Here is a 25384-nt window from a genome sequence, read left to right as displayed (position 1 = left end):
CGCCGTGTCGATTCATGTCGCATTGCACCACGTTACCCACTACCGCTATGACCGTGCGGTAGACCTTGGCCCGCAAATCGTGCGTTTGCGCCCGGCGGCCCATAGCCGTACGCGCGTGCTCTCGTACGCGCTGAAAGTGCTGCCCGAAAAGCACTTCATCAATTGGCAACAAGACCCTCAGGGCAATTACCTGGCGCGCCTGGTGTTCCCGGAGAAAACCACCGAGCTGCGCATCGAGGTCGATCTGGTCGCCGAAATGGCGGTGTTCAACCCCTTCGATTTCTTCCTCGAGCCCTACGCCGAAAAAATCCCGTTCACCTATTCGGCCGATGAAAAGCGCGAGCTGACGCCGTACCTGGCGACCCTCGACCCCACGACAAAATTCGACGCCTACGTCGCCAGCATTGAGCGCAAGCCGCTGCCGACCATCGACTTCCTCGTCGCCCTGAACCAGCGCCTGAGCCAGGACATCAGCTACCTGATCCGCATGGAGCCGGGCGTACAAACGCCCGAGCAAACCCTGGTCAACGCTTCCGGCTCGTGCCGCGATTCGGCCTGGTTGCTGGTGCAGATTCTGCGCAGCCTGGGCCTGGCGGCGCGCTTTGTTTCCGGCTACCTGATTCAACTCACCGCCGACGTCAAAGCCCTCGACGGCCCCAGCGGCACCACCGTGGACTTCACCGATCTGCATGCCTGGTGCGAGGTGTATTTGCCCGGCGCCGGTTGGGTGGGGCTCGACCCAACATCCGGCCTGTTTGCCGGCGAGGGCCATATTCCGTTGGCGTGCAGCCCGGAGCCTTCCTCCGCGGCGCCCATCAGCGGCGTGGTGGAGCCGTGCGAAGCGGAGTTCACCCACGAGATGTCGGTGGAGCGCATCTGGGAAGCGCCGCGCGTGACCAAACCGTACACCGAGGAGCAATGGCTGGAGATCGAGCGCCTCGGCCGGCAGATTGATCACGACCTGCTCGAAGGCGACGTGCGCCTGACCATGGGCGGCGAGCCGACGTTTGTGTCCATCGACGACCCCGACGGCCCCGAGTGGAACACCGACGCCCTGGGCGATAACAAACGCAAACTCTCCGCCGAGCTGTACCAGCGCATGCGCAAGCGCTACGCGCCCAAGGGCCTGGTGCATTTCGGCCAGGGCAAGTGGTACCCGGGCGAGCAACTGCCGCGCTGGTCGCTGAACTGTTTCTGGCGCCACGACGGCGAGCCGATCTGGCACAACCCGGCGCTGGTTGCCGATGAAACCCAGAACTACGAAGCCGATGGCGCGCTCGCCGGGCGCTTCCTCGCCAGCGTTGCCGAGCGCCTGCAACTGCCCGGCGAGTTCGTGTTTCCGGCCTACGAAGACAATTTCTATTACCTCTGGCGCGAAGGCGCGCTGCCCAAGAACGTCAGCGCCGAAGATTCGCGCCTGAGCGATGAAATGGAGCGCGCGCGGCTGCGCAAAGTCTTCGCCCAGGGCCTGGATAAAGTCGTCGGCCAAGTGCTGCCGTTGGCGCGCACCGCAGATGGCAATGCCTGGCAAAGCGGGAGCTGGTATTTGCGCGACGAGCATTGCCGACTTGTGCCGGGCGACTCGGCCATGGGCTATCGCTTGCCGCTGGCGTCGCAGCCGTGGGTGAAGGCGGCGGAATTTCCGTTTGTGCATGTGCCGGACCCGAATCAGACCTTCGCCGAGTTGCCCTCCAGCGATGCCCTGCGCGTATTGCCGGCTGAGCGCGGTGAAGCACCGGCCAAGGCCGAACAAGGCGAGCCGAAGATCGACGAGTCGGCCCATTGGCTGACTCGTACCGCCTTGTGCGCCGAAGCGCGCGACGGGCGTTTGTACCTGTTTATGCCGCCGCTCGCCGCGCTTGAGGATTACCTGACGTTGGTCAACGTCATCGAGGCCTGCGCCGAAGAGCTGCATTGCCCGGTGCTGCTCGAAGGCTACGAGCCGCCGAGCGATCCGCGTTTGGGCAACTTCCGCGTCACGCCCGACCCCGGCGTGATTGAAGTGAATGTGCAGCCCTCGTCCAGCTGGGAGCAGTTGGTGGAGCGCACGGAGTTTCTCTACGAAGAAGCGCGGCAAACCCGGCTGACCACTGAGAAATTCATGATCGACGGCCGCCACACCGGCACCGGCGGCGGGAACCACTTTGTGCTCGGTGGCGCCACGCCGGCCGACTCGCCGTTTCTGCGCCGCCCCGATTTGCTGCGCAGCCTGATCAGCTATTGGCACAATCACCCGTCGCTGTCGTACCTGTTCTCCGGGCTGTTTATCGGTCCGACGTCCCAGGCGCCGCGCATCGACGAAGCGCGCAACGACTCGCTCTACGAACTGGAAATCGCCTTCTCGCAAATGCCGGCACCGGGCGAAGAATGCCCGCCGTGGATTGTCGACCGCCTGCTGCGCAACCTGCTGATTGACGTGACCGGCAACACCCACCGCGCCGAGTTCTGCATCGACAAACTCTATTCGCCCGACAGCGCCAGCGGCCGTCTCGGTTTGCTGGAACTGCGCGGTTTCGAAATGCCGCCCCATGCGCGCATGAGCCTGACCCAACAACTATTGCTGCGAGCGCTGGTGGCGCGTTTCTGGCGCGAGCCTTACGCGCCGCCAAAACTGGCGCGCTGGGGCACGGAGCTGCACGACCGCTTCCTGCTACCGCATTTTATCCAGCAAGACTTCGCCGACGTGATCGTCGAGCTGAACAACGCCGGCTATCCGCTGCGCGCTGAGTGGTTCGACGCGCATCTGGAGTTTCGCTTCCCGAAAATCGGTGATTACGCCGTGGCCGGTATCGAGCTGGAACTGCGGCAGGCGCTGGAGCCGTGGCATGTGCTGGGCGAGGAGGGCGGTGGCGGCGGCACGGTGCGCTATGTCGATTCCTCGCTGGAGCGCGTGCAGGTGAAAATCAACGGCCTGCCGCCGCAGCGCTACCTGCTCACCTGCAACGGTGTTGCTGTGCCGCTGCAGCCGACCGGGCGCGTGGGCGAGTTCGTTGCCGGCGTGCGCTTTCGCGCCTGGCAGCCATACAACGCGTTGCAGCCGACCATTGGCGTGCACGCGCCGTTGGTGTTCGATTTGCTGGATACCTGGATGCAGCGCTCGCTGGGCGGTTGTCAGTATCATGTCGCCCACCCCGGCGGGCGCAATTACGAGACCCTGCCGGTGAACGCCAACGAAGCGGAAAGCCGGCGCATGGCGCGTTTTTTCCGCCTTGGGCATAACCCCGGGCAATTGTCGGTGCCGACGTTGCAGATCAACGATGAGCTGCCGATGACCTTGGACCTGCGCCTGCATCGACGCTGACCGGTTTGCCCACGGCAAGCGCCGCCCAGAGCAGGTGGCGCGCCATGGGTGATATTGCCGGGCTGCGCTACGCTTTTGAGCGGTACTTTCTGATTTCCTGTCGTCTGCCGAGCGTTACATGCCTGACCTGCTAGACCTGTACCGGCTGACACCGGGTAGCTACCACGAGATGCTCGACAGCGAGGGCAACCTGCGCGCGCATTGGCGGCGGCTGTTCGACCAATTGCAGCGCAGCAGCGTGCTGCAACTGGCCCAGCGCCAGGCGTTGCTGACGCGGCAAATTCAGGAAAACGGCGTGACCTACAACGTCTACGCCGACCCCAAAGGCGCCGACCGGCCGTGGGAGTGGACCTGCTGCCCCATCTTCTGCCCGCTGATGAATGGCAGAAAATCGCCGCCGGCATCGCCCAGCGCGCCAAGCTGCTCAACAGCGTATTGGCCGATTTGTACGGTCCGCAAACCCTGATCGCCAAAGGCTTGCTGCCGGCGGAATTGATCTTCGGCCACAACAATTTTCTCTGGCCGTGCCAAGGCGTCGAACCGCCGGATGGCACGTATTTGCACGTGTACGCGGTGGATTTGGCGCGCACGCCCGATGGTCGCTGGTGGGTGACGGCCGACCGTACCCAGGCGCCGTCGGGTGCCGGTTATGCCCTGGAAAACCGGCAGATTGTTTCCCGCGCATTTCCCGAGCTGTACCGCGATTTACAAATTCAGCACCTCAACGCCTTCTTCCGTACCTTGCAAGAAACCCTGGCGCGCCAGGCGCCCACCGATGGCGAAGTGCCGCTGGTGGTGCTGCTGACGCCGGGGCGCTTTAACGAAAGCTATTTCGAACATTTGTACCTGGCGCGCCAGCTCGGTTATCCGCTGGTAGAGGGCGGCGACCTGACGGTTCGTGACGCCACCGTGTACCTGAAAACCCTCAGCGGTTTGCGCCGCGTGCACGCCATCATGCGCCGCCTCGACGACGACTTCTGCGACCCGCTGGAGCTGCGCACCGACTCCGCCCTCGGCGTGCCGGGGCTGCTCGAAGCCGTGCGCCAAGGCCGCGTGCTCGTGGCCAACGCCCTGGGCAGCGGCGTGTTGGAATCGCCGGGTTTGCTCGGCTTTCTGCCGCAAATCAATCAGCACCTGTTCGGCGAAGACTTGCTCTTGCCCTCGATTGCTACCTGGTGGTGCGGCGAAGAGCCGGTTCTGGAGCAGGCGCTGGAGAAACTGCCGGGGCTGCTGATCAAACCCGCCTTCCCGTCGCAAAGTTTTACCCCGGTGTTTGGTCGCGACCTCAGCCAAGCGCAGCGCGACGCCCTGGCCAAACGCATTCGTAAACGCCCCTACGCCTATGTGGCGCAGGAACTGGCGCAGCTGTCGCAGGCGCCGGTGTGGCAGCCGGAGAATGGGCAGTTGCAGCCGCGCGCCATCGGCATGCGCGTGTACGCCGTGGCCGATGCTGACGGTTATCGCATTCTGCCGGGCGGCCTGACGCGGGTGGCCACCGAGGCCGACGCCGACGTGGTGTCGATGCAACGCGGCGGTGCCAGCAAAGACACCTGGGTGCTGGGCGAGCCGGCGCCGGGCGGGGAAACCAAGCCCAATCCAAAGAACCTCGGTGGTCTCGGCCTGGTGCGGCGCGACCCGTATCTGCCGTCGCGCATCGTTGAAAACCTGTTCTGGTTCGGCCGCTACTGCGAGCGCTGCGACGACAGCGCGCGACTGCTGCGCATCATGCTCGCGCGTTATGTCGAGGGCGACGATCCGCTAGCGCTACAAGCAGCGGTGGAACTGGCCGAAAGCCTGAAACTGCTGCCCGAAGCCGGCGACCTGCACGACCGCTTGTTGGTCGCCTTGATGGGCCCGGACTGGCCCGCCAGCCTGCGCGCCAACCTGCTGCGCTTGCAGTGGGCGGCCTCGCAAGTACGCGGCAAGCTTTCGCGGGAGAACTGGCAAGCGCTGGTGCAGCTGCAGCACGACGCGCAGATTCTGGACAGCGAAAAACCCGACTTCGGCGAGCTGCTGGATTTTCTCAACCGCTTGGTGATGTCGCTCGCCGCGCTCTCGGGGTTTGCCCTGGACGACATGACCCGCGACGAAGGCTGGCGCTTTCTCATGGTGGGCCGGCAGATCGAGCGCCTGCAATTTCTCAGCAGCAGCCTGGCCGAGTTTCTTCATGGCGTAGCGGTGTTCGATCAGGTCGGCCTGGAATGGCTGCTGGAGCTGGGCAACAGCAGCATCACCTACCGCTCGCGCTACATGGCCGTGCCGCAGCTGATTCCGGTGCTGGACTTGCTGCTGCTCGACGAACAAAACCCCCACGCCGTGCTGTTCCAACTGCGCCTGGCCGTGCGCTCGCTGAGTCGCCTTAACGAAGATTTCGCCGCGCCGCGCGAAGTCGGGCTGTCGCTGTTGGCTGAGCGCCTGGCGGCATTCGACCTCGGCAGCCTGGAAAACCAGTTGTTTGGCGTGACCAGTTTGCGGGCGGTGCTGGACGGTTTGGTGGTGCTGCTCAAGCAGGTATCAGAAGCGGCCGGCCACGCATCGGACCGCCTGGCGCTGCGCCATTTCGCCCATGTCGATGACGTCAGCAAGCAAACGGTGTCGGTGTAATGAGCGCGCGCTACCAGATTCTTCACGACACCCATTACCGCTACGACAGCCCGGTGTCGCTGGCCCAACAACTGGCGCATTTGTGGCCGCGCCCTAGCCCCTGGCAGATTTGCGTGGAGCAAGAGCTGCACATCAACCCGGAGCCCACCAGCCGCCGCGATGAGCAGGATGTATTCGGCAACCCGGTCACCCGCCTGGCCTTCGAACGGCCCCACGACGAGCTGCAAGTGAACGCCCGCCTGGTGGTGGAACTGCGCGAACAACCGGCGCTGGATTTTCGCCAGTCGCCCGCTTGGGACCACACCCGTAGCGTGCTCACCTACAACGGCAAACCCAAGCCCGACGCGGTGCTCGACGCCTGCCGCTTCTGCTTCGAGTCGCCCTATGTGCGCTTGAAAAAAGCCTTCTCCGACTACGCCGACAGCTGCTTTCCGCCCAGCCGCCCGCTGCTTTTGGGGGTGCAGGCGCTGATGGAAAAAATCTTCCGCGAGTTCACCTTTGACGCCGAAGCCACCCAGGTGGCGACGCCGCTGGTGGAAGTGCTGGAGCGGCGCCGTGGCGTGTGCCAAGACTTCGCCCACCTGATGCTCGCCTGCTTGCGCTCGCGCGGCCTGGCGGCGCGTTACGTCAGTGGCTACCTGCTCACCCAGCCACCGCCCGGCCAACCTCGCCTGATCGGCGCCGACGCCTCCCATGCGTGGGTATCGGTGTACTGCCCGACGCTCGGCTGGGTCGACTTCGACCCCACCAACAACGTGCGCCCGGCACTGGAACACATCAGCCTCGCCCGAGGCCGCGATTTCTCCGACGTCTCACCGCTGCGTGGCGTGATTTTGGGTGGCGGAAGCCATGATCCGGATGTGCAGGTGACGGTGATTCCGCTGTAGGGCCCATCGCAGGTTCTGGATGCTTTTTGTAGGAGAGGCTTTAGCCTCGATGCGCTTGATGGTTGAAGAGCATCGAGGCTAAAGCCGCTTCTACAGGTGGTTGTGTGTTCTTCCCTTCGCGTACGCCCGCGCCGCCCGCCCGGCCTGACTCATTCCCCCAACACCCACCGTCATTCCCGTGCACGCCGCCCGACCCGACTCACATTTCCCTCCACCCACCGTCATTCCCGCGCACGCGGGAATCCAGGCGCGGTGATTGTTCAAGCAACTCCGCTCCCCCTCGATATTCTGGATCCCCGCGTGCGCGAGGATGACGGGTGTTTGGTTTTAGCCATCGAAGCAAGTCAGGCTTTTCCGCAACCCACGTAACCCTTGGTTTTTATTTTATGTGGAACTATAGTGCCAATTATGTAGGAAACAAAAACTCACAAAAAGCCTAGCGGAGCCCGCCATGCGTATCGCAACCTCGTCTGTACTAGCCGTTTCCGTGTTGCTGGCCGCGTGCGGCGAGCCGGAGAAACCGGCGGTGACTCACGTTGATTTTCAGAAAGAATTACAAGCCAAGCTGATCAAGGCCAAGGCCGGCGACGTTATCGACATTCCCGCCGGCACCTATCAGCTCGATCGCAGCCTGAGCCTCAAGGCCAGTGGCGTGACCATCAAAGGCGCGGGCATGGACAAAACCGTGCTCAGTTTCAAAGGTCAGAAAAGCGGCGCCGAAGGGCTGCTGGTGGATGCCTCCGACTTCACCATCGAAGACCTCGCGTTTGAAGACACCAAGGGCGATTCGCTGAAGGTGGTCGGCGGCAAGAACATCATCATCCGCCGCGTGCGCACCGAATGGACGGGCGGCCCGGCGACCGAGAACGGCGCCTATGGCATCTACCCCGTGCAAACCGAAAACGTGCTGGTTGATGGCGTGGTGGCCATCGGTGCATCGGATGCCGGCATTTACGTCGGCCAGTCGCGCAATGTGGTGGTGCGCAACAGCCGGGCGGAGAAGAACGTGGCCGGCATCGAAATCGAAAACACCATTGGCGCCGACGTCTACGACAACGTCGCCACCGGCAACACCGGCGGCATTCTGGTGTTCAACATGCCCAACTTGCAGCAGGCCGGGCGCGCCACCCGGGTGTACAAAAACAAGGTGCAGGGCAATAACCACGACAATTTCGGCCACAAGGGCACGCCCGTGGCCAGCGTGCCGGCAGGCTCGGGCGTGGTGATCAACTCCAACGATCAGGTGGAAATTTTCGACAACGATATTGGCGAGCACAAAACCGCCAACCTGATCGTCAGCAGCTACTTCAGCACTGGCTACACCGACCTCTCCACCGCCGAAGGCTTCGACCCGTATCCGGAAAGTATCTACATCTACGGCAACCGCTTTGGCCCAGGCGGCGACAGCCCCGACAACCTCGAACTCAAAGCTCTGCGCATCAGCCAGTTCGGCCTCAGCGGGCGTCTGCCGGACATTCTCTGGGACGGCTACGTGAACGTCGACAAAGTCAGAAACGGCAAGCTGCCGCCTGACTTGGCAATTTGCGTGGATAACGGCGCCGCGCAGATGCTCAACGTCGACGCCCCCAACGGCTACAAAAACATCAGCTCCGACATGAGCAGCCACACCTGCAGTCTGCCGAAACTGCCGGCCATCGAACTGGCCTCGGCCAAAGCGGGGCAGGGTGCATGAAGGCATGGTTTGTGTTGGCGGGCGCGCTGCTGTTGGCGGCGTGCTCCAAGCAGTCGGCACCGTTGTACTTGCCCGAAGGCGAGAACTACCCGCAAACCCTGAGTGAGTGGGGCATTTTGAAACTCGGCGACGGACATTTGCAGCCGGTCGCTGAGGTGACGCCGTATGACCTGAATACGCCGCTGTTCACCGACTACGCCCACAAGATGCGCACCGTGTGGATGCCCAAGGGCGAAGCGGCGGCGTATGGCGAGGAGCATTTCGACTTCCCTGTCGGCACCGTGCTGAGCAAAACCTTCTACTACCCTAAGGATGAACAAGGCCGCCTGCGCCGCAACAACCAGGACGACCGCGACCCCAGCACCGGCCTGAGCCTGGCCCGCGTGCACTTGGTGGAAACGCGCATTCTGCTCAAGCAAAAAAGCGGCTGGGTGGCGCTGCCTTATGTCTGGGATGAAAAACAACAGGAGGCGCACCTGGAACTGGCCGGCGACAGCCAAAGCCTGAGCCTGCTCGACGACGCCGGGCAAACCCTGGCCGTGGGCTACGAAGTGCCAGACGCCAACCAGTGTGCCGGCTGCCATGAGGAAAGCCATGGCCAGGGCATCAATCCGCTGGGGCCCAAAGCGCGTCACCTGAACAAGGCCGTGACGTACGTCGACGGCACCGCTAACCAATTGCAGCACTGGCAGCAACAGGGCCTGCTCAGCGGCTTGCCGGCCGAACTGGCGGCCGTGCCGCAGAACGCGCTGTGGGGCCAGCCGCGCGCGGGGGAAACCCTGGAGAAACAAACGCGCAGCTACCTCGACGCCAACTGCGCCCACTGCCACAACCCGAAAGGGCCGGCGCGTACATCGGGGTTGATGCTCAATCTGGCGACGGCCACGGGCATTCACAGCGGTATCTGCAAGCAGCCGGTGGCAGCGGGGAAAGGCTCGGGGAATCGCTTGGTGGATATTCATCCGGGCCAGCCGGATGAATCGGTGCTGATCTATCGCGTCGACAGCACCGACCCCAGCGTGATGATGCCCGAGCTGGGGCGCTCAGTGGTTCATCGCGAAGGGGGTGGAGATGCTCACGCGCTGGATCGCCAGCCTGGGCGGCGGTTGCTGACCCGCGCGTGTGGGCGGACTACTCGCTGGGTTTGTCGTCGACGGCGTCGGTGTCTGGCTCAGCGCTTTCTTCTGGTTGCTCGGCTTGGCCGTGGGCCAGCTTGCGCTGGCGCTTCTCTTCTTTCTTCTGTTCTTTGGCAAGGTCGCGCTGTTGCTTGGCGAAGTTGTAATTGGGTTTGGCCATAAAGTCCTCTGCTGGTGTCGGTGCGCATTGCCTTTGAGTAAAGCCCACGCGCAGTGATTTGCGCAGTGGGCCAGGCAGTTGGCTGAAGGTGTCAGGTGGGCGTGCGGTCTACCCATTTGGGCGCGACCGAAGGTTTCCAATCCGCCATGGCGGCAATCAGGTCGGTGGGTGACTCGTTGATTTGCAGCATCTCCCGGTGCGGCGCGCGCACGAAGCGTTCGGCCACCAAGTGATCGAGAAAGTCGTTGAGCTTGGCATAGAAGCCGTTCACTTCCAGCAGGCCCAACGGCTTGCTGTGGTAGCCGAGTTGGCCCCAGGTCCAGACTTCAAATAATTCTTCCAGCGTACCCAGGCCGCCGGGCAGGGCGATAAAACCGTCGCTCAGTTCGGCCATTCGCGCTTTGCGTGCGTGCATGCCGTCCACCACTTCCAGGCGAGTCAGGCCCGTGTGGCCGATCTCGGCGTCTTTCAGCGATTGCGGAATGATACCGACCACTTCGCCGCCGGCCGCAAGTGCCGCGTCAGCGACCGTACCCATCAAGCCGACCTTACCGCCGCCGTACACCAGGCGGATGTTTTGCTCGGCCAACGCACGGCCCAGATTCACCGCCGCTTCGGTGTAGACCGGGTTGGCGCCAGGGCTGGCACCACAGAACACACACAGCGAACGCAACGACATAAGCCACTCCACAGACAAAAATGCGTCCACAGGGTAGCCGCTGACGGCGCGCTCACCAAGGGTTAAACGTGGCGCAGTTCATCGGCGCAGGTGCCGCTGGCGCCACAGGCGTAGGCGGCGAGCAGGCTACGCAGCAAGTCGTTGATAGTCATGGGAAGCGCCTCGTCAAATGAGCGCTCAGGCTACGTAGCGGCGAGCGTTTACGCCGTTTAATTGTTTCGATGAGCGCCATAGCACCTTGGCCGTGCGGCTTTTTGCCTCGCGTTTGCTTGAACTCGTCTGTGTTATCAACCGTCTGTTTAAACACGCACTACCTGTTCGTCACTGTTAAACCGGGCGCATTGCCCACCCTGCCAAGGAGTTCACCATGCTTCGCAAGCTCGCACTCGCTTCCGTACTTTCGCTGGCCAGCCTTCAGGCATTCGCCGCCGATTGCTCCGTCACCGTCGACTCCACTGACCAGATGAGCTACGACACCAAAGAAATCAAAATCAGCAAAAGCTGCAAAACCTTCACCGTGAACCTGACCCACAGCGGTTCGCTGCCGAAAAACGTCATGGGCCATAACCTGGTCATCGCCAAAACCGCCGACATGGCTGGCGTAACCGGCGACGGCATGGGCGCAGGCATCGACGCCAACTACCTGAAAGCCGGCGATGACCGCGTAATTGCCCACACCAAAATCATTGGTGCTGGTGAGAAAGACTCGGTGAGTTTTGACGTGAGCAAGCTGAAAGCGGGCGACGATTATTCGTTCTTCTGCTCGTTCCCGGGCCACTCTTCGATGATGAAAGGCTCTGTTTCTTTGGTTGACTGAGGACGGCTTTCTGGTCGTCGGCCATACGGCGTTGAAGGCTTAGCGCCGTTTTGTGGGAGCGGCTTCAGCCGCGATGCTCTTAGCCTCAAGAGCACCGCGGCTGAAGCCGCTCCCACAGTACTTTGTGATTCTTCCCGTCCCGTACGCTGCGCTTCAAAGCGCACAGACATTCTGTAGGAGCGGCTTTAGCCGCGATGCTCTTAGCTTCAAGAGCATCGCGGCTAAAGCCGCTCCTACAAAAAAACGCAGCTGCTCGTCGCTACCGCGAATCGGTCATTTTGAAAATGCCCTGGGCATTGCTGCTGTCGAAATGCAGGTCCAACTCGCCCGTCTCTTCATCCACTTCCCGCTGAATAAATTCCACAAACGAACCCGGTACGGTGCGCTGCACGGTGTGGCCGTGGGCGTCGATAAAGTCGCGCTGTACTTGCACGGCTTTGTAGGCGGTTTGCATGACGCGGCGTGAGCTGGAGGTTTCGATGCTGTCTTTCATCGGTCGCTGCAAGGTGCGCTGGTGGTCGACCACCGCTTGCAGGTCGCTTACGCGGTCGGTGAGGTGGTTGAAGCGATTGCCCTCGGTGGCGATCCAGGCCATTTCCGCGCTTTCGCTGAGCAGGGCCTGATAGTCACTTTCCTGAACCGTCGCGTGCTGGCAGTCGAAGGCCTGGTACAGCGCGGGCAGCAAGTGCAGGGCGGCGGCCATGGTGCAATGGCGGGTTTGGCGCAAGGTGCGCAGCGTGGCCAGATGCTCGGCGGTCAGTGGGTCGCGGCTGGTTTCGCAGACGCGAGTGACGGCCTGCTGAAAAGCTTCGCTGAAGCGACCGGGGTGCAGTTCCGAGACAAAGAACTGGGCGATGTCGGCGGGCAAGTCCATCTGCCGGTACGCGTAGCCGGTCATTTTCAGTTTGGTCAGGGGATACGTGCGCACGTCGGTAAAGCCCAGCGGTTCCAGCAAGCGCGTGAAGGCGTGACGGCCACGGGGCAGGGCGCCGTTCTCGGGCCAGTCGACGGTGCGGATGGCGCCGTGGTCGAACACCACCTGGCGGCCGTCCTGGCGCTGTTCTTCCACGTACAGTCGGCCGTTGGGCACCGCTTCCACCAGTTTGTGGAACAGGCTCAGGTTCAGCGCTTCCGCCAGCCACACGCGGTGCAGCTGTTGCTCGGTGTTGGCGAAGCCGGCCAAGCCTTCGGGAATGGCGACATGGGCAAACACCCACTCGGCGGCGGCCTCGCCGAGGGTGGCAGCGACAAGCTGGAACAAGTGGGCATCACGGGACATGGCGGCGGCTCTTGGGCTATTTCCTGTGGCTATCAAACCTGTCGACGCAGCGAGCGACAAGCGAAAAAAAAAACTGCCGGGTTCATTCCATAAATTCGTATTGGCGGCTTAGTCGATCTGCTCGTGAATCCAGTGCACGAAGTCGCGCACCTTTGGCACTTCGGCCGCGTGTTCAGCGTAGGCCAGGTAATAGGCGCTGTTGCTGGTCAGGCTGTGTTGCCACGGGATCACCAGTTTGCCTTCGGCCAGTTCTTCTTCCACCAGAAAGCGCGGCAGCAAGGCCACGCCGCAACCGACCTGCGCGGCCCGAATGCACATGTAAAAACTGTCGAAGCGCGGGCCGTGGTAGCTGTGCTCGGTGTGTCGGTCCTGGCTTTGAAACCACTCGTGCCACGCTTCCGGGCGCGTCGCGTTTTGCAGCAAGACTAATTCGGTGAGTTGGGTTGGATCGGTAAACGGCTCAGCGGGCAGCACGCTCGGGGCGCAGACCGGCACCATTTCTTCGCCAAACAAACGCACGCATTCGGCGCCAGGGCGGGCGCTTTGGCCGAAGTAGAACGCCACGTCGCTAAGGCCTTGCGCCAGTTCGTCGGGCTCCAATTCGTTGCGCACGTCCAGGTGAATATTCGGATGACGCAACCGCCAGCCTTTCAAGCGCGGCACCAGCCAACGCGCACCGAAGGTCGGCAAGGTGGCCACACGCAGCACCTCGGTTTCGCCGCCATAAGAGCGCAGGTAGTGGGTCGACATTTCCACCTGCGTAAGAATTTTGCGCACCTCGGCCAGGTACAGCGAGCCGGCCGGCGTCAGCTGTAAGCTGCGGCGCACGCGGCGAAACAGCAGGTGCTGCACCACTTCTTCCAGCTGCGCCACTTGCTTGCTCACGGCACTTTGCGTGAGCGCCAGTTCTTCCGAGGCGCGGGTAAAACTCAGGTGCCGCGCCACCGCTTCGAAGCATTGCAGGGCGGTGAGCGAAGGCATGTGGCGCTTGAGCATGGCGGTAGTCGGTCCGGCGGCGGGCGATTGAGGGTTTGGCATTACTAAACGGAATGATGTGTGGAGTAAAGGTCGTTTGTTGCGCGCAGGCGAGCCGGCTATTACTGCTGCCATCACATTTCACCCGTTGGTTAAAAGGTGCCGGACATGGTTGCTGCATTGCTGAACAAATTGGGCGTTGCCCCGTCGCGTTATCAACAGGGCGCCCACGCGGTGCATTCGCCTATCGATGGCAGCCAGATCGGCACGGTCGAGCTACAGGATGCCGCCTCCGTGCAGGCCCAGATCGGCCAGGCCGAAGCCGCCTTTCAGGCCTGGCGCCAAGTGCCGGCGCCGCGTCGTGGCGAGTTGATCCGTTTATTCGGCGAAGCGCTGCGCGCACACAAGGCCGAACTCGGCGAACTGGTGTCGTGGGAAGCCGGCAAAATTACCCAGGAAGGCTTGGGTGAAGTGCAGGAAATGATCGACATCTGCGACTTCGCCGTCGGCCTGTCACGCCAGCTCTATGGCTTGACCATCGCCTCCGAGCGCCCCGGCCACCACATGCGTGAAACCTGGCACCCGCTGGGCGTGGTCGGCGTAATCAGCGCGTTTAACTTCCCGGTTGCCGTGTGGGCGTGGAACACCACGCTGGCCCTGGTGTGCGGCAACTCGGTGGTGTGGAAACCGTCGGAGAAAACCCCGCTCACCGCTCTGGCGTGCCAGGCGTTGTTCGACGGCGTGGCCAAGCAATTCAGTGATGCGCCGGCCCACCTCAGCCAAGTCATTATTGGAGCCCGCGAGGCCGGCGAAGCGCTGGTGCAGGACCGTCGTGTGGCATTGGTCAGCGCCACCGGCAGCACGCGTATGGGCCGTGAAGTGGCGCCGATTGTGGCGGCGCGTTTTGCCCGTTCGATTCTGGAATTGGGCGGCAACAACGCCATGATCCTCGCGCCCAGTGCTGACCTTGATATGGCCGTGCGCGGCATTCTGTTCAGCGCCATCGGCACCGCCGGCCAACGCTGCACCACCTTGCGCCGCCTGATCGCCCACGAGTCGGTGAAAGACGAAATCGTTGCGCGCCTGAAAACCGCCTACGCCAACGTGCGCATCGGCCATCCGCTGGAAGGCAATCTGGTCGGGCCGCTGATCGACAAGCAAAGCTTCGACGGCATGCAAGCGGCGCTGGAGCAGGCCAAGCAAGAAGGCGGCACGGTGTTCGGCGGCGCTCGCCAACTCGAAGACACCTTCCCCAACGCCTATTACGTAGCCCCGGCGATTGTTGAAATGCCCGAGCAGAGCGCCGTGGTTCGCCACGAAACCTTCGCGCCCATTCTTTACGTGCTGACCTACAGCGACTTCGCTGACGCCATCCGCCTGAACAACGACGTACCGCAAGGCTTGTCGTCGTGCATCTTCACCACCGACGTGCGCGAGGCCGAGCAATTTATGTCGGCTGTGGGCAGCGACTGCGGCATCGCCAACGTCAACATCGGCCCGAGCGGTGCGGAAATTGGCGGCGCCTTTGGCGGCGAAAAAGAAACCGGCGGCGGCCGTGAATCCGGCTCGGATGCATGGCGCGCGTATATGCGTCGGCAGACCAACACCGTTAACTATTCCCGTGAGTTGCCGCTAGCCCAGGGCATCACATTCGATTGACGAGAAAACTACTGCGCTCGGCCATGCGGCGTTAAACACAGATTCAAAAATGCTCATTGGCTACAGCCAACTCCGCTTTTTTCATCTGTGTTTGCCTTGCCTGACCTTCGCTCGCTACGTTTTCCAATGGTGTGCGGTCGGCTTTTTAGGAATCTTGCTATGCCGTTACAGCAAGCATGTTTGTGGGAACAGGTCACCGCGCAGCGCCCGACAGCCGAGGCGCTGACGGGTGATTTGAAGGTGGATGTCTGTGTGATCGGTGCCGGCTTCACCGGCTTATCCACAGCGCTGCACTTGCTTGAGCAAGGCAAGCGCGTCGCCATTGTCGAGGCCCACGAAACCGGCCACGGCGGTTCGGGGCGCAACGTCGGGCTGGTAAATGCCGGCATGTGGATCGCGCCCGATGACGTCGAAGCCGGACTCGGTCAGGCCGTCGGCAGCAAGCTGGTGGCAGAGATGGGTAACGCGCCGTCGCTGGTGTTTTCCCTGATCGACAAATACGCCATTGATTGCCAGGCCCAACGCCAAGGCACTCTGCACATGGCCCACAACGCCAGCGGCACGGCCGATTTGCAAAGCCGCTGTGCGCAATGGGTGCGTCGCGGCGCGCCGGTGGAAATGATCACCGGCGCGGCCTGCCATGCCGCCACCGGCACCAAACGCATCGATGCGGCGTTGCTTGATCGCCGCGCCGGCACGGTCAACCCCATGGGTTATGTCAGCGGGTTGGCCAGGGCCGCGGTCGGGCTTGGCGGGCAGCTGTTTCATCACTCGCCCGTTACCCGGCTGGAGCGTCAGGGCGCGGATTGGTTAGTGGCAACGGCGCAAGGCTCGGTGCTCGCGGAGAAGGTGGTGTTGGCCTCAAACGCCTACACCGAGGGCGAATGGACAGAACTACGGCGTAACTTTTTCCCCGGTGGCTATTACCAAGTGGCCTCGGTGCCCCTCAGCGGTGCGGCGGCCGACAGTATTTTGCCGAGCGGCCAGGGCTCGTGGGACACCCGCCAGGTGCTCAGCAGTATTCGTCGCGACGCCGACGGCCGCCTGCTACTCGGCAGTCTCGGCAGTGCTGTGAACAAACCCATGTGGGCCGTGCGCGCCTGGGCCGACCGCATTCAACAGTTCTACTTTCCGCAGCTGGGCAAAGTGGAATGGGAATGCACCTGGACCGGCACCATCGCCTTCACCCCCGACCACCTCATGCGCCTGTTCGAGCCGGCGCCGGGGTTGGTGGCTGTTACCGGTTACAACGGTCGCGGCGTTACCACGGGAACGGCGGTTGGGCGCGCCTTTGCCAACTATTTGCTCACCGGTTCGCGTGATGCGCTGCCCATGCCGTTCCAGCCCATGGACGGCATCAGCGCGCCGGGCCTGCGCAGCGGGTTGTACGAACTCGGCTTCTCGCTGTACCACGCGGGGCAGTGTTTGCGGGTAGTGATTTAGCGGTCCCAAGTTACTGTGGGAGCGGCTTTAGCCGCGATGCTTTTTTTGCCTTAAAAGCATCGCGGCTAAAGCCGCTCCCACAGGATCGAGGCGAGCATCGCGGCTGATCGGAATGCCGCCCAGCCGCTCCTGCAAAAGGCCAAATGTTTGGGCGGATGATTTAGGCGCGGCGCCAACCTTTGTGGGAGCGGCTTTAGCCGCGATGCTTTTGACTTGCCTTAAAAGCATCGCGGCTAAAGCCGCTCCCACAGTGTCGTGAGGCGGCCACAGGCCCGTCATCGGCGCCCGACCAGTACAGCTATGTGCCCTTTTTCACCCAAAACGCGACCTGCTCCCAACATTGATGAATCGCTGCACTAGCCTGTATTGGTGCGCGTGCCCGCATTTCGCGCACCACGGGTGTGCACTTCGGTGACAAGTACAGTTACGACGAGTTGCCCTGATTGGGGTGCTCGGTTGCTCTTGCCTGATCGTTAGGTTGCTCTTAGTTTTTCGGAAGGGGTTGCACCTTGTGCTTTTCTTGGGTTGCACCCTCCCGATGTAGGGCCTTTCGCAGCCGTTGGTAAAACCTTTCGAGTTTTTTTCGCGAATTAAAAGTGTGTGGCACGCCGCTTGCTCTTTCCTCAGCGCCATCACATAACCCCTCAGGAGCAAAACTCCATGCCTCACAAGAAAACTTTTAAGAAAGGTATTCTGGCGTTCGCGGTAGCCAGTGCTATGAGCCTGTCTTCCGTTGCTTTTGCCGATATCGTTATCGGCGTCGCCGGTCCGATGACAGGTGGTAATGCTGCATTTGGTGAGCAACTGTGGAAGGGCGCCGAGCAGGCAGCGGCCGATATCAACGCCGCAGGCGGTATCAATGGCGAGCAAATCAAACTGGTTAAAGGCGACGACGCCTGCGAGCCGAAACAGGCCGTAGCAGTTGCCAACCGTCTGGTGGACTCGGACAAAGCAGTCGCCGTGATCGGCCACTTCTGCTCCTCGTCGACCATTCCAGCTTCCGAGGTTTATGACGAAGCCGGCATCATTTCCATTACTCCAGCTTCCACCAACCCAACGGTGACCGAGCGCGGTCTGACCGGCGAATTCCGTATCTGCGGTCGTGACGACCAGCAAGGCGTGGTGGCCGGCGACTACATTGTCGACAAACTGAAACTGACCAAAGTCGCGATCATTCACGACAAAGACACCTACGGCCAAGGTCTGGCAGACGCCACCAAAGCCCAGCTGACCAAGCGCGGCGTGAAAGAAGTGCTGTACGAAGGCCTGACCCGTGGCGAGAAAGACTTCAACGCCCTGGTCACCAAAATCCGTTCCTCGGGCGCTGAAGTGGTGTACTTCGGTGGCCTGCACGCTGAAGCCGGTCCTCTGGTCCGTCAGCTGCGTGAACAAGGTTCGACCGCGCTGTTCATCTCCGGCGACGGCATCGTCACCGACGAACTGGTTACCACCGCAGGCGGTGCGCAATACACCAAAGGCGTGCTGATGACCTTCGGCGCCGACCCGCGCAACATCGCTGACGGCAAGCCGGTTATCGAAAAATTCCGCGCCGCCGGTTACGAGCCTGAGGGCTACACGCTGTATTCCTACGCTGCCATGCAGTCCATCGCTGCCGCCTTCACTGGCATCAAAGGCACCGACGGCGCCAAGGCCAGCGCCTGGCTGAAGTCCAACCCGGTGAAAACCGTTATGGGCTCCAAAGAGTGGGATAAGAAAGGCGACCTGAAAGTGTCCGACTACGTGATGTACGAGTGGGATGACAAAGGCAAATACCACCAGCAGTAAGACCGGTGGTTTGTATGAGTAATCGGACCCTGCGGCTTCGCCTGGCGAACCGCGACGTGCGCTTTAACCGTACAGACCACTGACTCGGCTAACCGCTCTGGTACTACAAGTACCCGGGCGGTTAGTGCTTCTGGGCACTGCTGGGTGTCTTGCAAGTGCGGCCAATTGTGGGCCGCCTTGGGCAGCAGTACCCGTCTATCACTAGAGGCGGCAGGCCGAACCCCAGGCCCTGACCCCAACAGACGAGACTGCGTCAATGGACGGTATTTTCCTGCAACAACTGATCAACGGGTTAACCCTGGGGTCGGTCTACGGACTGATTGCCATTGGTTACACCATGGTTTACGGCATCATCGGCATGATCAACTTCGCCCACGGCGACGTGTACATGGTCTCTGCCTACCTCACGGCCATCGGCCTGGCGGTGCTGACCTTTTTCGGTCTCGAATCCTTTCCGTTCCTGATCCTCGGCACACTGGTGTTCACCATCGTGGTGACTGGCGTGTACGGCTGGACCATCGAGCGCATTGCCTACAAACCGCTGCGTAACTCCACGCGGCTGGCTCCGCTGATTTCCGCCATCGGCATGTCGCTGATCCTGCAGAACTATGTGCAGGTTTCCCAAGGCGCGCGTCAGCAAGGCGTTCCGACCCTGCTGGAAGGGGTCATCAAGTTCCATGTGGGCACGGGCTACGTTCAGCTGACCTACACCAAATTGTTCATCATCGTCGTGTCGCTGGTGGGCATGGGCGTGCTGACTTACATCATTCAGAACACCAAGCTTGGCCGCATGTGCCGCGCCACCCAGCAAGACCGCAAGATGGCTTCCATCCTCGGTATCAACACCGACCGGGTGATCTCTTATGTGTTCGTGATCGGCGCTTCGATGGCGGCCCTCGCCGGCATGTTGATCACCATGAACTACGGCACCTTCGACTTCTACGCCGGCTTCATCATCGGCATCAAAGCCTTTACCGCAGCGGTACTCGGCGGCATCGGCTCGCTGCCCGGCGCCATGCTCGGTGGCCTGATTCTCGGTGTGGCTGAAGCGCAGTTCGCGGGCCTGGTGAACTCGGACTTCAAGGACGTGTTCTCGTTTTCGCTGCTGGTTCTGATCCTGATTTTTCGACCGCAAGGGCTCATGGGTAAACCCCATGTGGCGAAGGTGTAAGCCATGTCGGCAAGCAACTCTATTGATATCAAGCGCTGCCTGATCGACACCGTTCTCGCTGGCCTTATTTCCCTGATCGTGTTCGGCCCCATCGTCGGCATCGTGCTGCAGGGCTATAGCTTCGACCTGCATCCGCAGCGTCTGGCGATTCTGGTAGGCATCGTGATGGCGGGGCGCTTCTGCCTCAGCCTGTTCCTGCAAACCGCCCAGGGTAAGAAGATTGCCCACTCCATGCAGAACCGCGACAGCGGCGTGCATGTGCTGCCGGCCGGGCATAAATCGACGCTGCGTTTCGTGATTCCGGTGCTGATTCTGCTGGCGATCTGCTTCCCGTTTTTCGCCAACAAATACCTGCTCTCGGTGGTCATCCTCGGCTTGATCTACGTGCTCTTGGGCCTGGGCCTGAACATCGTGGTCGGCCTGGCGGGCCTGCTCGATCTGGGCTTCGTTGGCTTCTACGCCATTGGCGCTTACGGCTTGGGCCTGGGCTACGAATACTTGGGGCTGGGCTTCTGGACCATGATTCCGTTGTCGATGCTGCTCGCCGCATTTGCCGGCGCGTTACTCGGCTTCCCGGTGTTACGAATGCACGGCGATTACCTCGCCATCGTGACCCTGGGGTTTGGTGAAATCATTCGTCTGGTGCTCAACAACTGGGTGTCGCTCACCAACGGCCCGAACGGCATTCCGATTCCCGGCCCGACCCTGTTCGGTCTGGAATTCGGCCGCCGCGCCAAGGAAGAAGGCCATGTGCCAATCCACGAATGGCTGGGCGTGAGCTACAACCCCAACGCCGAATTGATCTTCACCTTCGTGGTGCTGTTCATCGTGGTGATGGCGGTGCTGTACGTGAAACACCGCCTGACCCACATGCCGGTCGGCCGCGCCTGGGAAGCCTTGCGCGAAGACGAAATCGCCTGCCGCGCCATGGGCCTGAACCACGTGTTGGTCAAGCTCTCGGCCTTTATGATCGGCGCCTCGATTGCCGGTTTGGCCGGGGTGTTCTTCGCCACCAAGCAAGGCTTTATCGACCCCTCGTCTTTCACCTTCTTCGAGTCGGCGTTGATCCTCGCGATCATCGTGCTCGGCGGCCTCGGCTCGACCCTGGGCGTGGTGATTGCCGCGTTTGTACTCACGGTGGCGCCTGAGCTGTTGCGCAGCTTCGCCGAGTACCGGGTATTGATGTTCGGCATCCTCATGGTGCTGATGATGATCTGGCGTCCGCGCGGCCTGGTGCGTATCAGCCGCAACGGTTACGCGATTCGTAAAGGAGTGAAGCCGTGAGCAACGACATCATTCTCTCGGTCGAGCATCTGATGATGCAGTTCGGCGGCATCAAGGCCCTGAACGATGTGAGCTTCAACGTTCAGCGCGGCTCCATTTCCGCGCTGATCGGCCCCAACGGCGCCGGCAAAACCACGGTGTTCAACTGCCTCACCGGCTTCTACAAAGCCACCGACGGCCAGATCACCCTGGATGCCCAAGCCAAGCTCACCAGCGTGGGCAAAATCATGGGCGAACCGTTCCAGGTCACCGACTTCGTGTCGCCGCCCAAATTCGCCAGCCGCCTGTTCTACAAAATGTTCGGCGGCACCCACCTGGTCAACCGCGCCGGGCTGGCGCGGACGTTCCAGAACATTCGCCTGTTCAAAGAAATGTCCGTGGTGGAAAACCTGCTGGTAGCCCAACACATGTGGGTTAACCGCAGCATGATCGCCGGCGTACTCAACACGCCCGGCTACCGCCGCGCCGAAGAAAAGGCCCTGGACACCGCGTTCTACTGGCTGGAATTGGTCGACCTGGTCGACTGCGCCAACCGCCTGGCCGGTGAGCTTTCCTACGGCCAACAGCGCCGTCTGGAAATCGCCCGCGCCATGTGCACGCGCCCGGAAATCGTCTGCCTCGACGAGCCGGCTGCCGGCCTCAACCCCGCCGAAACCGAAGCCCTGAGCGGCATCATTCGGCGCTTGCGCGAAGAGCACCAGATCACCGTTCTGCTGATCGAACACGACATGGGCATGGTTATGAGTATTTCCGATCACATCATCGTGCTCGACCACGGCGCGCTGATCGCCGAGGGAAACCCGGAAGAAATTCGCAACAACCCGAAAGTGATTGCCGCCTACCTGGGCGCCGACGAAGAGGAAGTGGCATGAGCAAGCCGATCCTCGAATTCAACGACGTCGACGTGTTCTACGGGCCGATTCAGGCGCTGAAGAAGGTCAATCTGCACATCAACGAAGGGGAAACGGTGAGCCTGATCGGCGCCAATGGCGCGGGCAAATCCACGCTGCTGATGTCGATCTTCGGCCAGCCGCGCGCCAGTGGCGGCAGCATCGTCTATGGCGGCATCGACATCACCAACAAGTCGTCGCACTTCGTGGCCTCCAACGGCATCGCGCAATCGCCGGAAGGTCGCCGGGTGTTTCCCGACATGAGCGTGGAAGAGAACCTGCTGATGGGCACCATTCCGATTGGTGCCAAGCACGCCGACGAAGACATGCAGCGCATGTTCGAACTGTTCCCGCGTTTGCTGGAGCGTCGCAACCAGCGCGCCATGACCATGTCCGGCGGCGAGCAGCAAATGCTCGCCATCGCCCGGGCACTGATGAGCCGGCCGAAGTTGTTGTTGCTGGACGAACCGAGTCTTGGCCTGGCGCCGATTGTGGTTAAGCACATTTTCGCCACCCTCAAGGAACTGGCGAAAACCGGCATGACCATCTTTCTGGTGGAACAGAACGCCAACCACGCCCTGCGCCTCTCAGATCGCGGCTACGTGATGGTCAACGGCGAAATCCGCATGACCGGCACCGGCCAGGAACTGTTGGGTAACGAAGACGTGCGCAACGCCTACTTGGGCGGGCACTAATAGCGCGCCTCTTCTGAGGCGCTTTTTGAATCTCGATACTGCCCTTTGCAGCGTCGCCTGCATCGCGGTTAAAGCCCCTCTACAAAACTTGTAGGAGCGGCTTTAGCCGCGAGCGCTTAGCGTCCACACAAGGGCACCAGGAGCACCGTCACATGCACACCCTCCGTTTCTTCACCAACGCCGACGTCGCTCGCGCGCTGGATTACGCCCCGCTCATCGAAGCCCTGCGCACCGGCTTGGCCGTTGCCTGCGAGGCGCCCGTGCGCAGCTGTCACGACCTGCCGCACGATGCCAGTCTGTTGCACATGCCGGTGTGGCAGAAAGGGCAGGGCATTGGCGTGAAGCTGGTCACCGTGTTCCCCCACAACAGCGCCCGCAAACTGCCCTCGGTTGCGGCGGTGTTCACCTTGTTCGACGACGAAACCGGCCAACCGCTGGCCCTGCTCGAAGCCTCGGAAATGACCGCCCGCCGCACCGCCTGCACCTCGGCATTGGCGGCCGACTACCTGGTGCGCCAAGACGCCGAGCGCTTGCTGATCGTCGGCAGCGGCACGCTGGCCGCGCATATGGTGCGCGCCCATTGCTGCGTGCGGCCGTACCGCCACGTCGAGATCTGGGGCCGCAGCCCGGAGAAGCTCGCGCCCTTGGTTACACAGCTGCAAGGCGAGGGCTTCCCCGTCTCTGCCAGCAGCAACCTGCAAGCCAGCGTCGAGCAGGCCGACAGCATCACCTGCATCACCACCTCACGCGAACCGCTGGTGCTGGGCGCCTGGCTGAAGCCTGGCAGCCATCTGGACTTGGTCGGCGCTTTCCTGCCCCGCATGCGCGAAACCGACTCAGCCGCTGTTGGCCGCGCACGAATCGTGGTCGACACCCGTGAGGGCGCGTTGGAAGAAGCGGGCGATCTGCTCTTCGCCCTCGCCGACGGTGCCATCAGCGAGCAAGCGATTGCCGTGGAGCTGCGGGATTTGCTCAATGGGCACGGCCAGCGCCTCAACGCAGACGAAATCACCCTGTTTAAATCCGTCGGGTTTGCCTTGGAAGACCTGATTGCCGCCAAGACGCTACTGTCTCAGCAGCCGGCGCTGTGAACTGTCCCCAAAAGCTGTGGGGCGTTCTGTGGATAAGGTGGGTAAAGGTGGCAAGGAGCCGCTGTTCATGGGATCTGGCGACTTCTGCGGGTTTTTTGTACAGCGCTGCGTTTTGGATCAATTTCAGCCTTAAAAACAACGCCTTAGCGCGAATTTCACGGTTTGCAGCGCTAATGGCGTCTTCGTCGCACAACTTGCCCCCAACAACTGTGGGCAGTGCTGTGGATAAGCGCGGGAGCGATCTGTCCAGACCATGGGGGACAAGGCTTCCAGCGCTTTGCGCAGTTATTGACCAATCCTCTGGAACCGCCCGTTACGGCATATCCACAGCCCTGGAGCAAGCTGTTTCCAAGCTGCGCCCACACTTTTGCACATCGTCGACTTTTGGCTGTAGACTGAGCGAAATATCTTGCGCTTTTTGCCACAGATTTGTAGGCGCTAGTGGTGACTGAAATAACTGTCCCCAAAACCTGTGGATAATTCTGTGGGCAAAATGGGGAAAGCTCTGGCTTAGCGTGAAATCGCGTGGGCTAGCGGGAATTGTAGATTTTTTGATCGCCGTAATTTATTCCCGCAAAACAGCGATTTACCTAGCTTTCCGAGCGTCAGTGCAGTAGTTCAGCTGGTTTTTGTGCGCAGCTGTGGATATGTACAGTTGTTTTCGCCTGCTGTGAATATGGGGCGACAATACGGGCAAAAATCAAGGGCTTTTCGACGATCTATCCACAGCTTCGTCGGGGCACCGGCGATACTGTCCCCAAAACCTGTGGGGCGTTCTGTGGATAAGGTGGGTAAAGGTGACAAGGAAGGCCATTTGACGGGGCCTGTGGGAAATAGGCTATTTTTTGATCAGGCGCGTTTGTTTCGTAAAAACAAGCAGTTATTCACGCTTCGGCGGAGCAACTCGTCGTTTGGCGAGTTTCCCCCAATCTCTGTGGGTAGGGCTGTGGATAAGCATGGTAGCGTTAGCTGGCGCCTAGGAGCGGCGTGGCCTGGCGGGATTTGTACGTTTAATGAGCGGGTCGCCGAGCGCCATGTGTCGCTCAGTTATGCACAGACACTGTCAACTGATATTCGCGTATTTTCAGGGGTTTACGAGAAATGGACGCGCGCCTGTGGAGAAGTTATCCAGTCAGGCTGTGGATTGACTTGTGGATAAGCTGGGGAGCGGCCGCCGTGAGCCTATTCGGCCGTGGCCTGGCGGCAATCGTATGTTTTTTCACCATAACGAGGCCCCACCATGTTTAAACCTTGGGCGGCCTCGTACGGCCTCCTATGTTTGATGAGCTCGGTCACCGCGCTTCAGCGGCTCGGCGACTGGCCCGTCCTTAATTATTCCAACGTGAGGCCGTTCCAACCCCTCACCCACACCTGTTTGTTCAGTGTGTGCGTGTTGGTGCATATATCAACGACGCCTACGCGCACTCGGGACTGAGCCACCAGCGCCGTAGTTGCCTGCTGCAAAAGAGAGCGAACCACCGCGTCATCCAGAGCGTGGAAGCCATGGGTGTTGTAGTACCGGGTCTGGCCGTCATCGTGCTGCACACGGATGCCAATGACTCCCTTGTAATTGAAGTCGGCAAGGTTGGTATAAACGCTTTTTATATATCCGGTTGTAAAACAGGTCTGCGATGCATAAACAGTATTCGGCAGTGAGAGAGCAAATAGTGGGAACATCATGCACTTTAGGCTGACACCAAACATAGGCTTCATGAGATAACTCCAAGAGGTTATAGCGACCCGTTGTGGCCATTTTGTTAATCGTTGCTGGTTAATAAGCGAGCTGATTGCGAGTCTTTTGGTTGGTTATATAGGCACTCAAGCATAAGAAAACA

General features: G+C 61.2%; 16 protein-coding genes and 2 pseudogenes. 14 read left to right on the top strand and 4 right to left on the bottom strand.

The window, feature by feature from the left end; all coding sequences use genetic code 11:
* The first annotated feature begins 4 nt into the window (after positions 1 to 4).
* From ACZZZP_RS21440 to ACZZZP_RS21420, 5 genes and pseudogenes are all read left to right on the top strand, one after another.
* The gene (locus ACZZZP_RS21440; protein ID WP_463384048.1) at positions 5 to 3301 is read left to right on the top strand and encodes a transglutaminase family protein; all 3297 of its coding nucleotides are present in this window, start codon (positions 5 to 7) and stop codon (positions 3299 to 3301) included.
* A 118-nt stretch (positions 3302 to 3419) separates the two neighbouring features.
* Positions 3420 to 5905: pseudogene (locus ACZZZP_RS21435) on the top strand (circularly permuted type 2 ATP-grasp protein).
* Complete coding sequence (locus tag ACZZZP_RS21430; RefSeq protein WP_463384047.1) at positions 5905 to 6792, top strand: transglutaminase family protein; 888 nt, start codon at positions 5905 to 5907, stop codon at positions 6790 to 6792. Before ACZZZP_RS21435 ends, ACZZZP_RS21430 begins: the two are co-directional and overlap by 1 nt.
* Before the next feature lie 451 nt (positions 6793 to 7243).
* Positions 7244 to 8485, top strand: a complete 1242-nt coding sequence (locus ACZZZP_RS21425; protein ID WP_463384046.1) for a parallel beta-helix domain-containing protein — start codon at positions 7244 to 7246, stop codon at positions 8483 to 8485.
* Positions 8482 to 9598, top strand: a pseudogene (locus ACZZZP_RS21420) (SO2930 family diheme c-type cytochrome). Before ACZZZP_RS21425 ends, ACZZZP_RS21420 begins: the two are co-directional and overlap by 4 nt.
* Positions 9599 to 9872: 274 nt before the next feature.
* On the opposite strand, the gene ACZZZP_RS21415 reads toward ACZZZP_RS21420, so the two are convergent.
* On the bottom strand, positions 9873 to 10460 hold the full coding sequence (locus tag ACZZZP_RS21415) for a TIGR00730 family Rossman fold protein (protein ID WP_122491935.1): 588 nt from the start codon (positions 10458 to 10460) through the stop codon (positions 9873 to 9875).
* Between the two features lie 367 nt (positions 10461 to 10827).
* Here ACZZZP_RS21415 and azu point away from each other — a divergent pair, with 367 nt between their 5' ends.
* Positions 10828 to 11277 (top strand): azurin, encoded by a 450-nt coding sequence (gene azu / locus ACZZZP_RS21410; protein WP_122491933.1) that lies wholly within the window; start codon positions 10828 to 10830, stop codon positions 11275 to 11277.
* Between the two features lie 259 nt (positions 11278 to 11536).
* Here the strand turns inward: azu and ACZZZP_RS21405 are convergent, their stop codons facing one another.
* Entirely contained in the window at positions 11537 to 12556 is a 1020-nt protein-coding gene (locus ACZZZP_RS21405) for a 2-oxoadipate dioxygenase/decarboxylase family protein (RefSeq protein WP_122491932.1), read from the bottom strand.
* Between the two features lie 108 nt (positions 12557 to 12664).
* Complete coding sequence (locus tag ACZZZP_RS21400; protein WP_463384044.1) at positions 12665 to 13552, bottom strand: LysR family transcriptional regulator; 888 nt, start codon at positions 13550 to 13552, stop codon at positions 12665 to 12667.
* A 147-nt stretch (positions 13553 to 13699) separates the two neighbouring features.
* On the opposite strand from ACZZZP_RS21400, the gene amaB reads away from it, so the two are divergent.
* From amaB to lhpI, 8 genes are all read left to right on the top strand, one after another.
* A complete protein-coding gene (amaB, locus tag ACZZZP_RS21395; RefSeq protein ID WP_463384043.1) occupies positions 13700 to 15190 on the top strand; it encodes an L-piperidine-6-carboxylate dehydrogenase in 1491 nt (496 codons plus the stop codon).
* A gap of 159 nt (positions 15191 to 15349) precedes the next feature.
* Complete coding sequence (gene amaA / locus ACZZZP_RS21390) at positions 15350 to 16633, top strand: L-pipecolate oxidase (RefSeq protein ID WP_463384042.1); 1284 nt, start codon at positions 15350 to 15352, stop codon at positions 16631 to 16633.
* A 660-nt stretch (positions 16634 to 17293) separates the two neighbouring features.
* Entirely contained in the window at positions 17294 to 18418 is a 1125-nt protein-coding gene (locus ACZZZP_RS21385; RefSeq protein ID WP_122491928.1) for a branched-chain amino acid ABC transporter substrate-binding protein, read from the top strand.
* A 256-nt stretch (positions 18419 to 18674) separates the two neighbouring features.
* Complete coding sequence (locus ACZZZP_RS21380) at positions 18675 to 19589, top strand: ABC transporter permease subunit (RefSeq protein WP_122451554.1); 915 nt, start codon at positions 18675 to 18677, stop codon at positions 19587 to 19589.
* 3 nt (positions 19590 to 19592) lie between these two features.
* Positions 19593 to 20873, top strand: a complete 1281-nt coding sequence (gene livM, locus ACZZZP_RS21375; RefSeq protein WP_463384041.1) for a high-affinity branched-chain amino acid ABC transporter permease LivM — start codon at positions 19593 to 19595, stop codon at positions 20871 to 20873.
* 32 nt (positions 20874 to 20905) lie between these two features.
* Complete coding sequence (locus ACZZZP_RS21370; protein WP_163016485.1) at positions 20906 to 21745, top strand: ATP-binding cassette domain-containing protein; 840 nt, start codon at positions 20906 to 20908, stop codon at positions 21743 to 21745.
* The gene (locus ACZZZP_RS21365; protein WP_463384040.1) at positions 21742 to 22458 is read left to right on the top strand and encodes an ABC transporter ATP-binding protein; all 717 of its coding nucleotides are present in this window, start codon (positions 21742 to 21744) and stop codon (positions 22456 to 22458) included. The genes ACZZZP_RS21370 and ACZZZP_RS21365 overlap by 4 nt, the downstream gene beginning before the upstream one ends.
* Before the next feature lie 152 nt (positions 22459 to 22610).
* Complete coding sequence (gene lhpI / locus ACZZZP_RS21360) at positions 22611 to 23549, top strand: bifunctional Delta(1)-pyrroline-2-carboxylate/Delta(1)-piperideine-2-carboxylate reductase (RefSeq protein ID WP_463384039.1); 939 nt, start codon at positions 22611 to 22613, stop codon at positions 23547 to 23549.
* A 1332-nt stretch (positions 23550 to 24881) separates the two neighbouring features.
* Here the strand turns inward: lhpI and ACZZZP_RS21355 are convergent.
* The gene (locus ACZZZP_RS21355) at positions 24882 to 25262 is read right to left on the bottom strand and encodes a hypothetical protein (RefSeq protein WP_463384038.1); all 381 of its coding nucleotides are present in this window, start codon (positions 25260 to 25262) and stop codon (positions 24882 to 24884) included.
* Between the last annotated feature and the right edge of the window lie 122 nt (positions 25263 to 25384).

The organism is Pseudomonas sp. AC211 (assembly GCF_979258055.1).
Note: the sequence above shows the minus strand (reverse complement) of the source record. Positions and strands in the feature narration are given on the sequence as shown.

Excerpts from the sequence above, each read along its gene's own strand:
- ACZZZP_RS21430 (WP_463384047.1), top strand. The coding sequence starts at position 5,905 with ATGAGCGCGCGCTACCAGATTCTTCACGACACCCATTACCGCTACGAC.
- ACZZZP_RS21425 (WP_463384046.1), top strand. The coding sequence starts at position 7,244 with ATGCGTATCGCAACCTCGTCTGTACTAGCCGTTTCCGTGTTGCTGGCC.
- ACZZZP_RS21415 (WP_122491935.1), bottom strand. The coding sequence starts at position 10,460 with ATGTCGTTGCGTTCGCTGTGTGTGTTCTGTGGTGCCAGCCCTGGCGCC.
- azu (WP_122491933.1), top strand. The coding sequence starts at position 10,828 with ATGCTTCGCAAGCTCGCACTCGCTTCCGTACTTTCGCTGGCCAGCCTT.
- ACZZZP_RS21405 (WP_122491932.1), bottom strand. The coding sequence starts at position 12,556 with ATGTCCCGTGATGCCCACTTGTTCCAGCTTGTCGCTGCCACCCTCGGC.
- ACZZZP_RS21400 (WP_463384044.1), bottom strand. The coding sequence starts at position 13,552 with ATGCTCAAGCGCCACATGCCTTCGCTCACCGCCCTGCAATGCTTCGAA.
- amaB (WP_463384043.1), top strand. The coding sequence starts at position 13,700 with ATGGTTGCTGCATTGCTGAACAAATTGGGCGTTGCCCCGTCGCGTTAT.
- amaA (WP_463384042.1), top strand. The coding sequence starts at position 15,350 with ATGCCGTTACAGCAAGCATGTTTGTGGGAACAGGTCACCGCGCAGCGC.
- ACZZZP_RS21385 (WP_122491928.1), top strand. The coding sequence starts at position 17,294 with ATGCCTCACAAGAAAACTTTTAAGAAAGGTATTCTGGCGTTCGCGGTA.
- ACZZZP_RS21380 (WP_122451554.1), top strand. The coding sequence starts at position 18,675 with ATGGACGGTATTTTCCTGCAACAACTGATCAACGGGTTAACCCTGGGG.
- livM (WP_463384041.1), top strand. The coding sequence starts at position 19,593 with ATGTCGGCAAGCAACTCTATTGATATCAAGCGCTGCCTGATCGACACC.
- ACZZZP_RS21370 (WP_163016485.1), top strand. The coding sequence starts at position 20,906 with ATGATGCAGTTCGGCGGCATCAAGGCCCTGAACGATGTGAGCTTCAAC.
- ACZZZP_RS21365 (WP_463384040.1), top strand. The coding sequence starts at position 21,742 with ATGAGCAAGCCGATCCTCGAATTCAACGACGTCGACGTGTTCTACGGG.
- lhpI (WP_463384039.1), top strand. The coding sequence starts at position 22,611 with ATGCACACCCTCCGTTTCTTCACCAACGCCGACGTCGCTCGCGCGCTG.
- ACZZZP_RS21355 (WP_463384038.1), bottom strand. The coding sequence starts at position 25,262 with ATGAAGCCTATGTTTGGTGTCAGCCTAAAGTGCATGATGTTCCCACTA.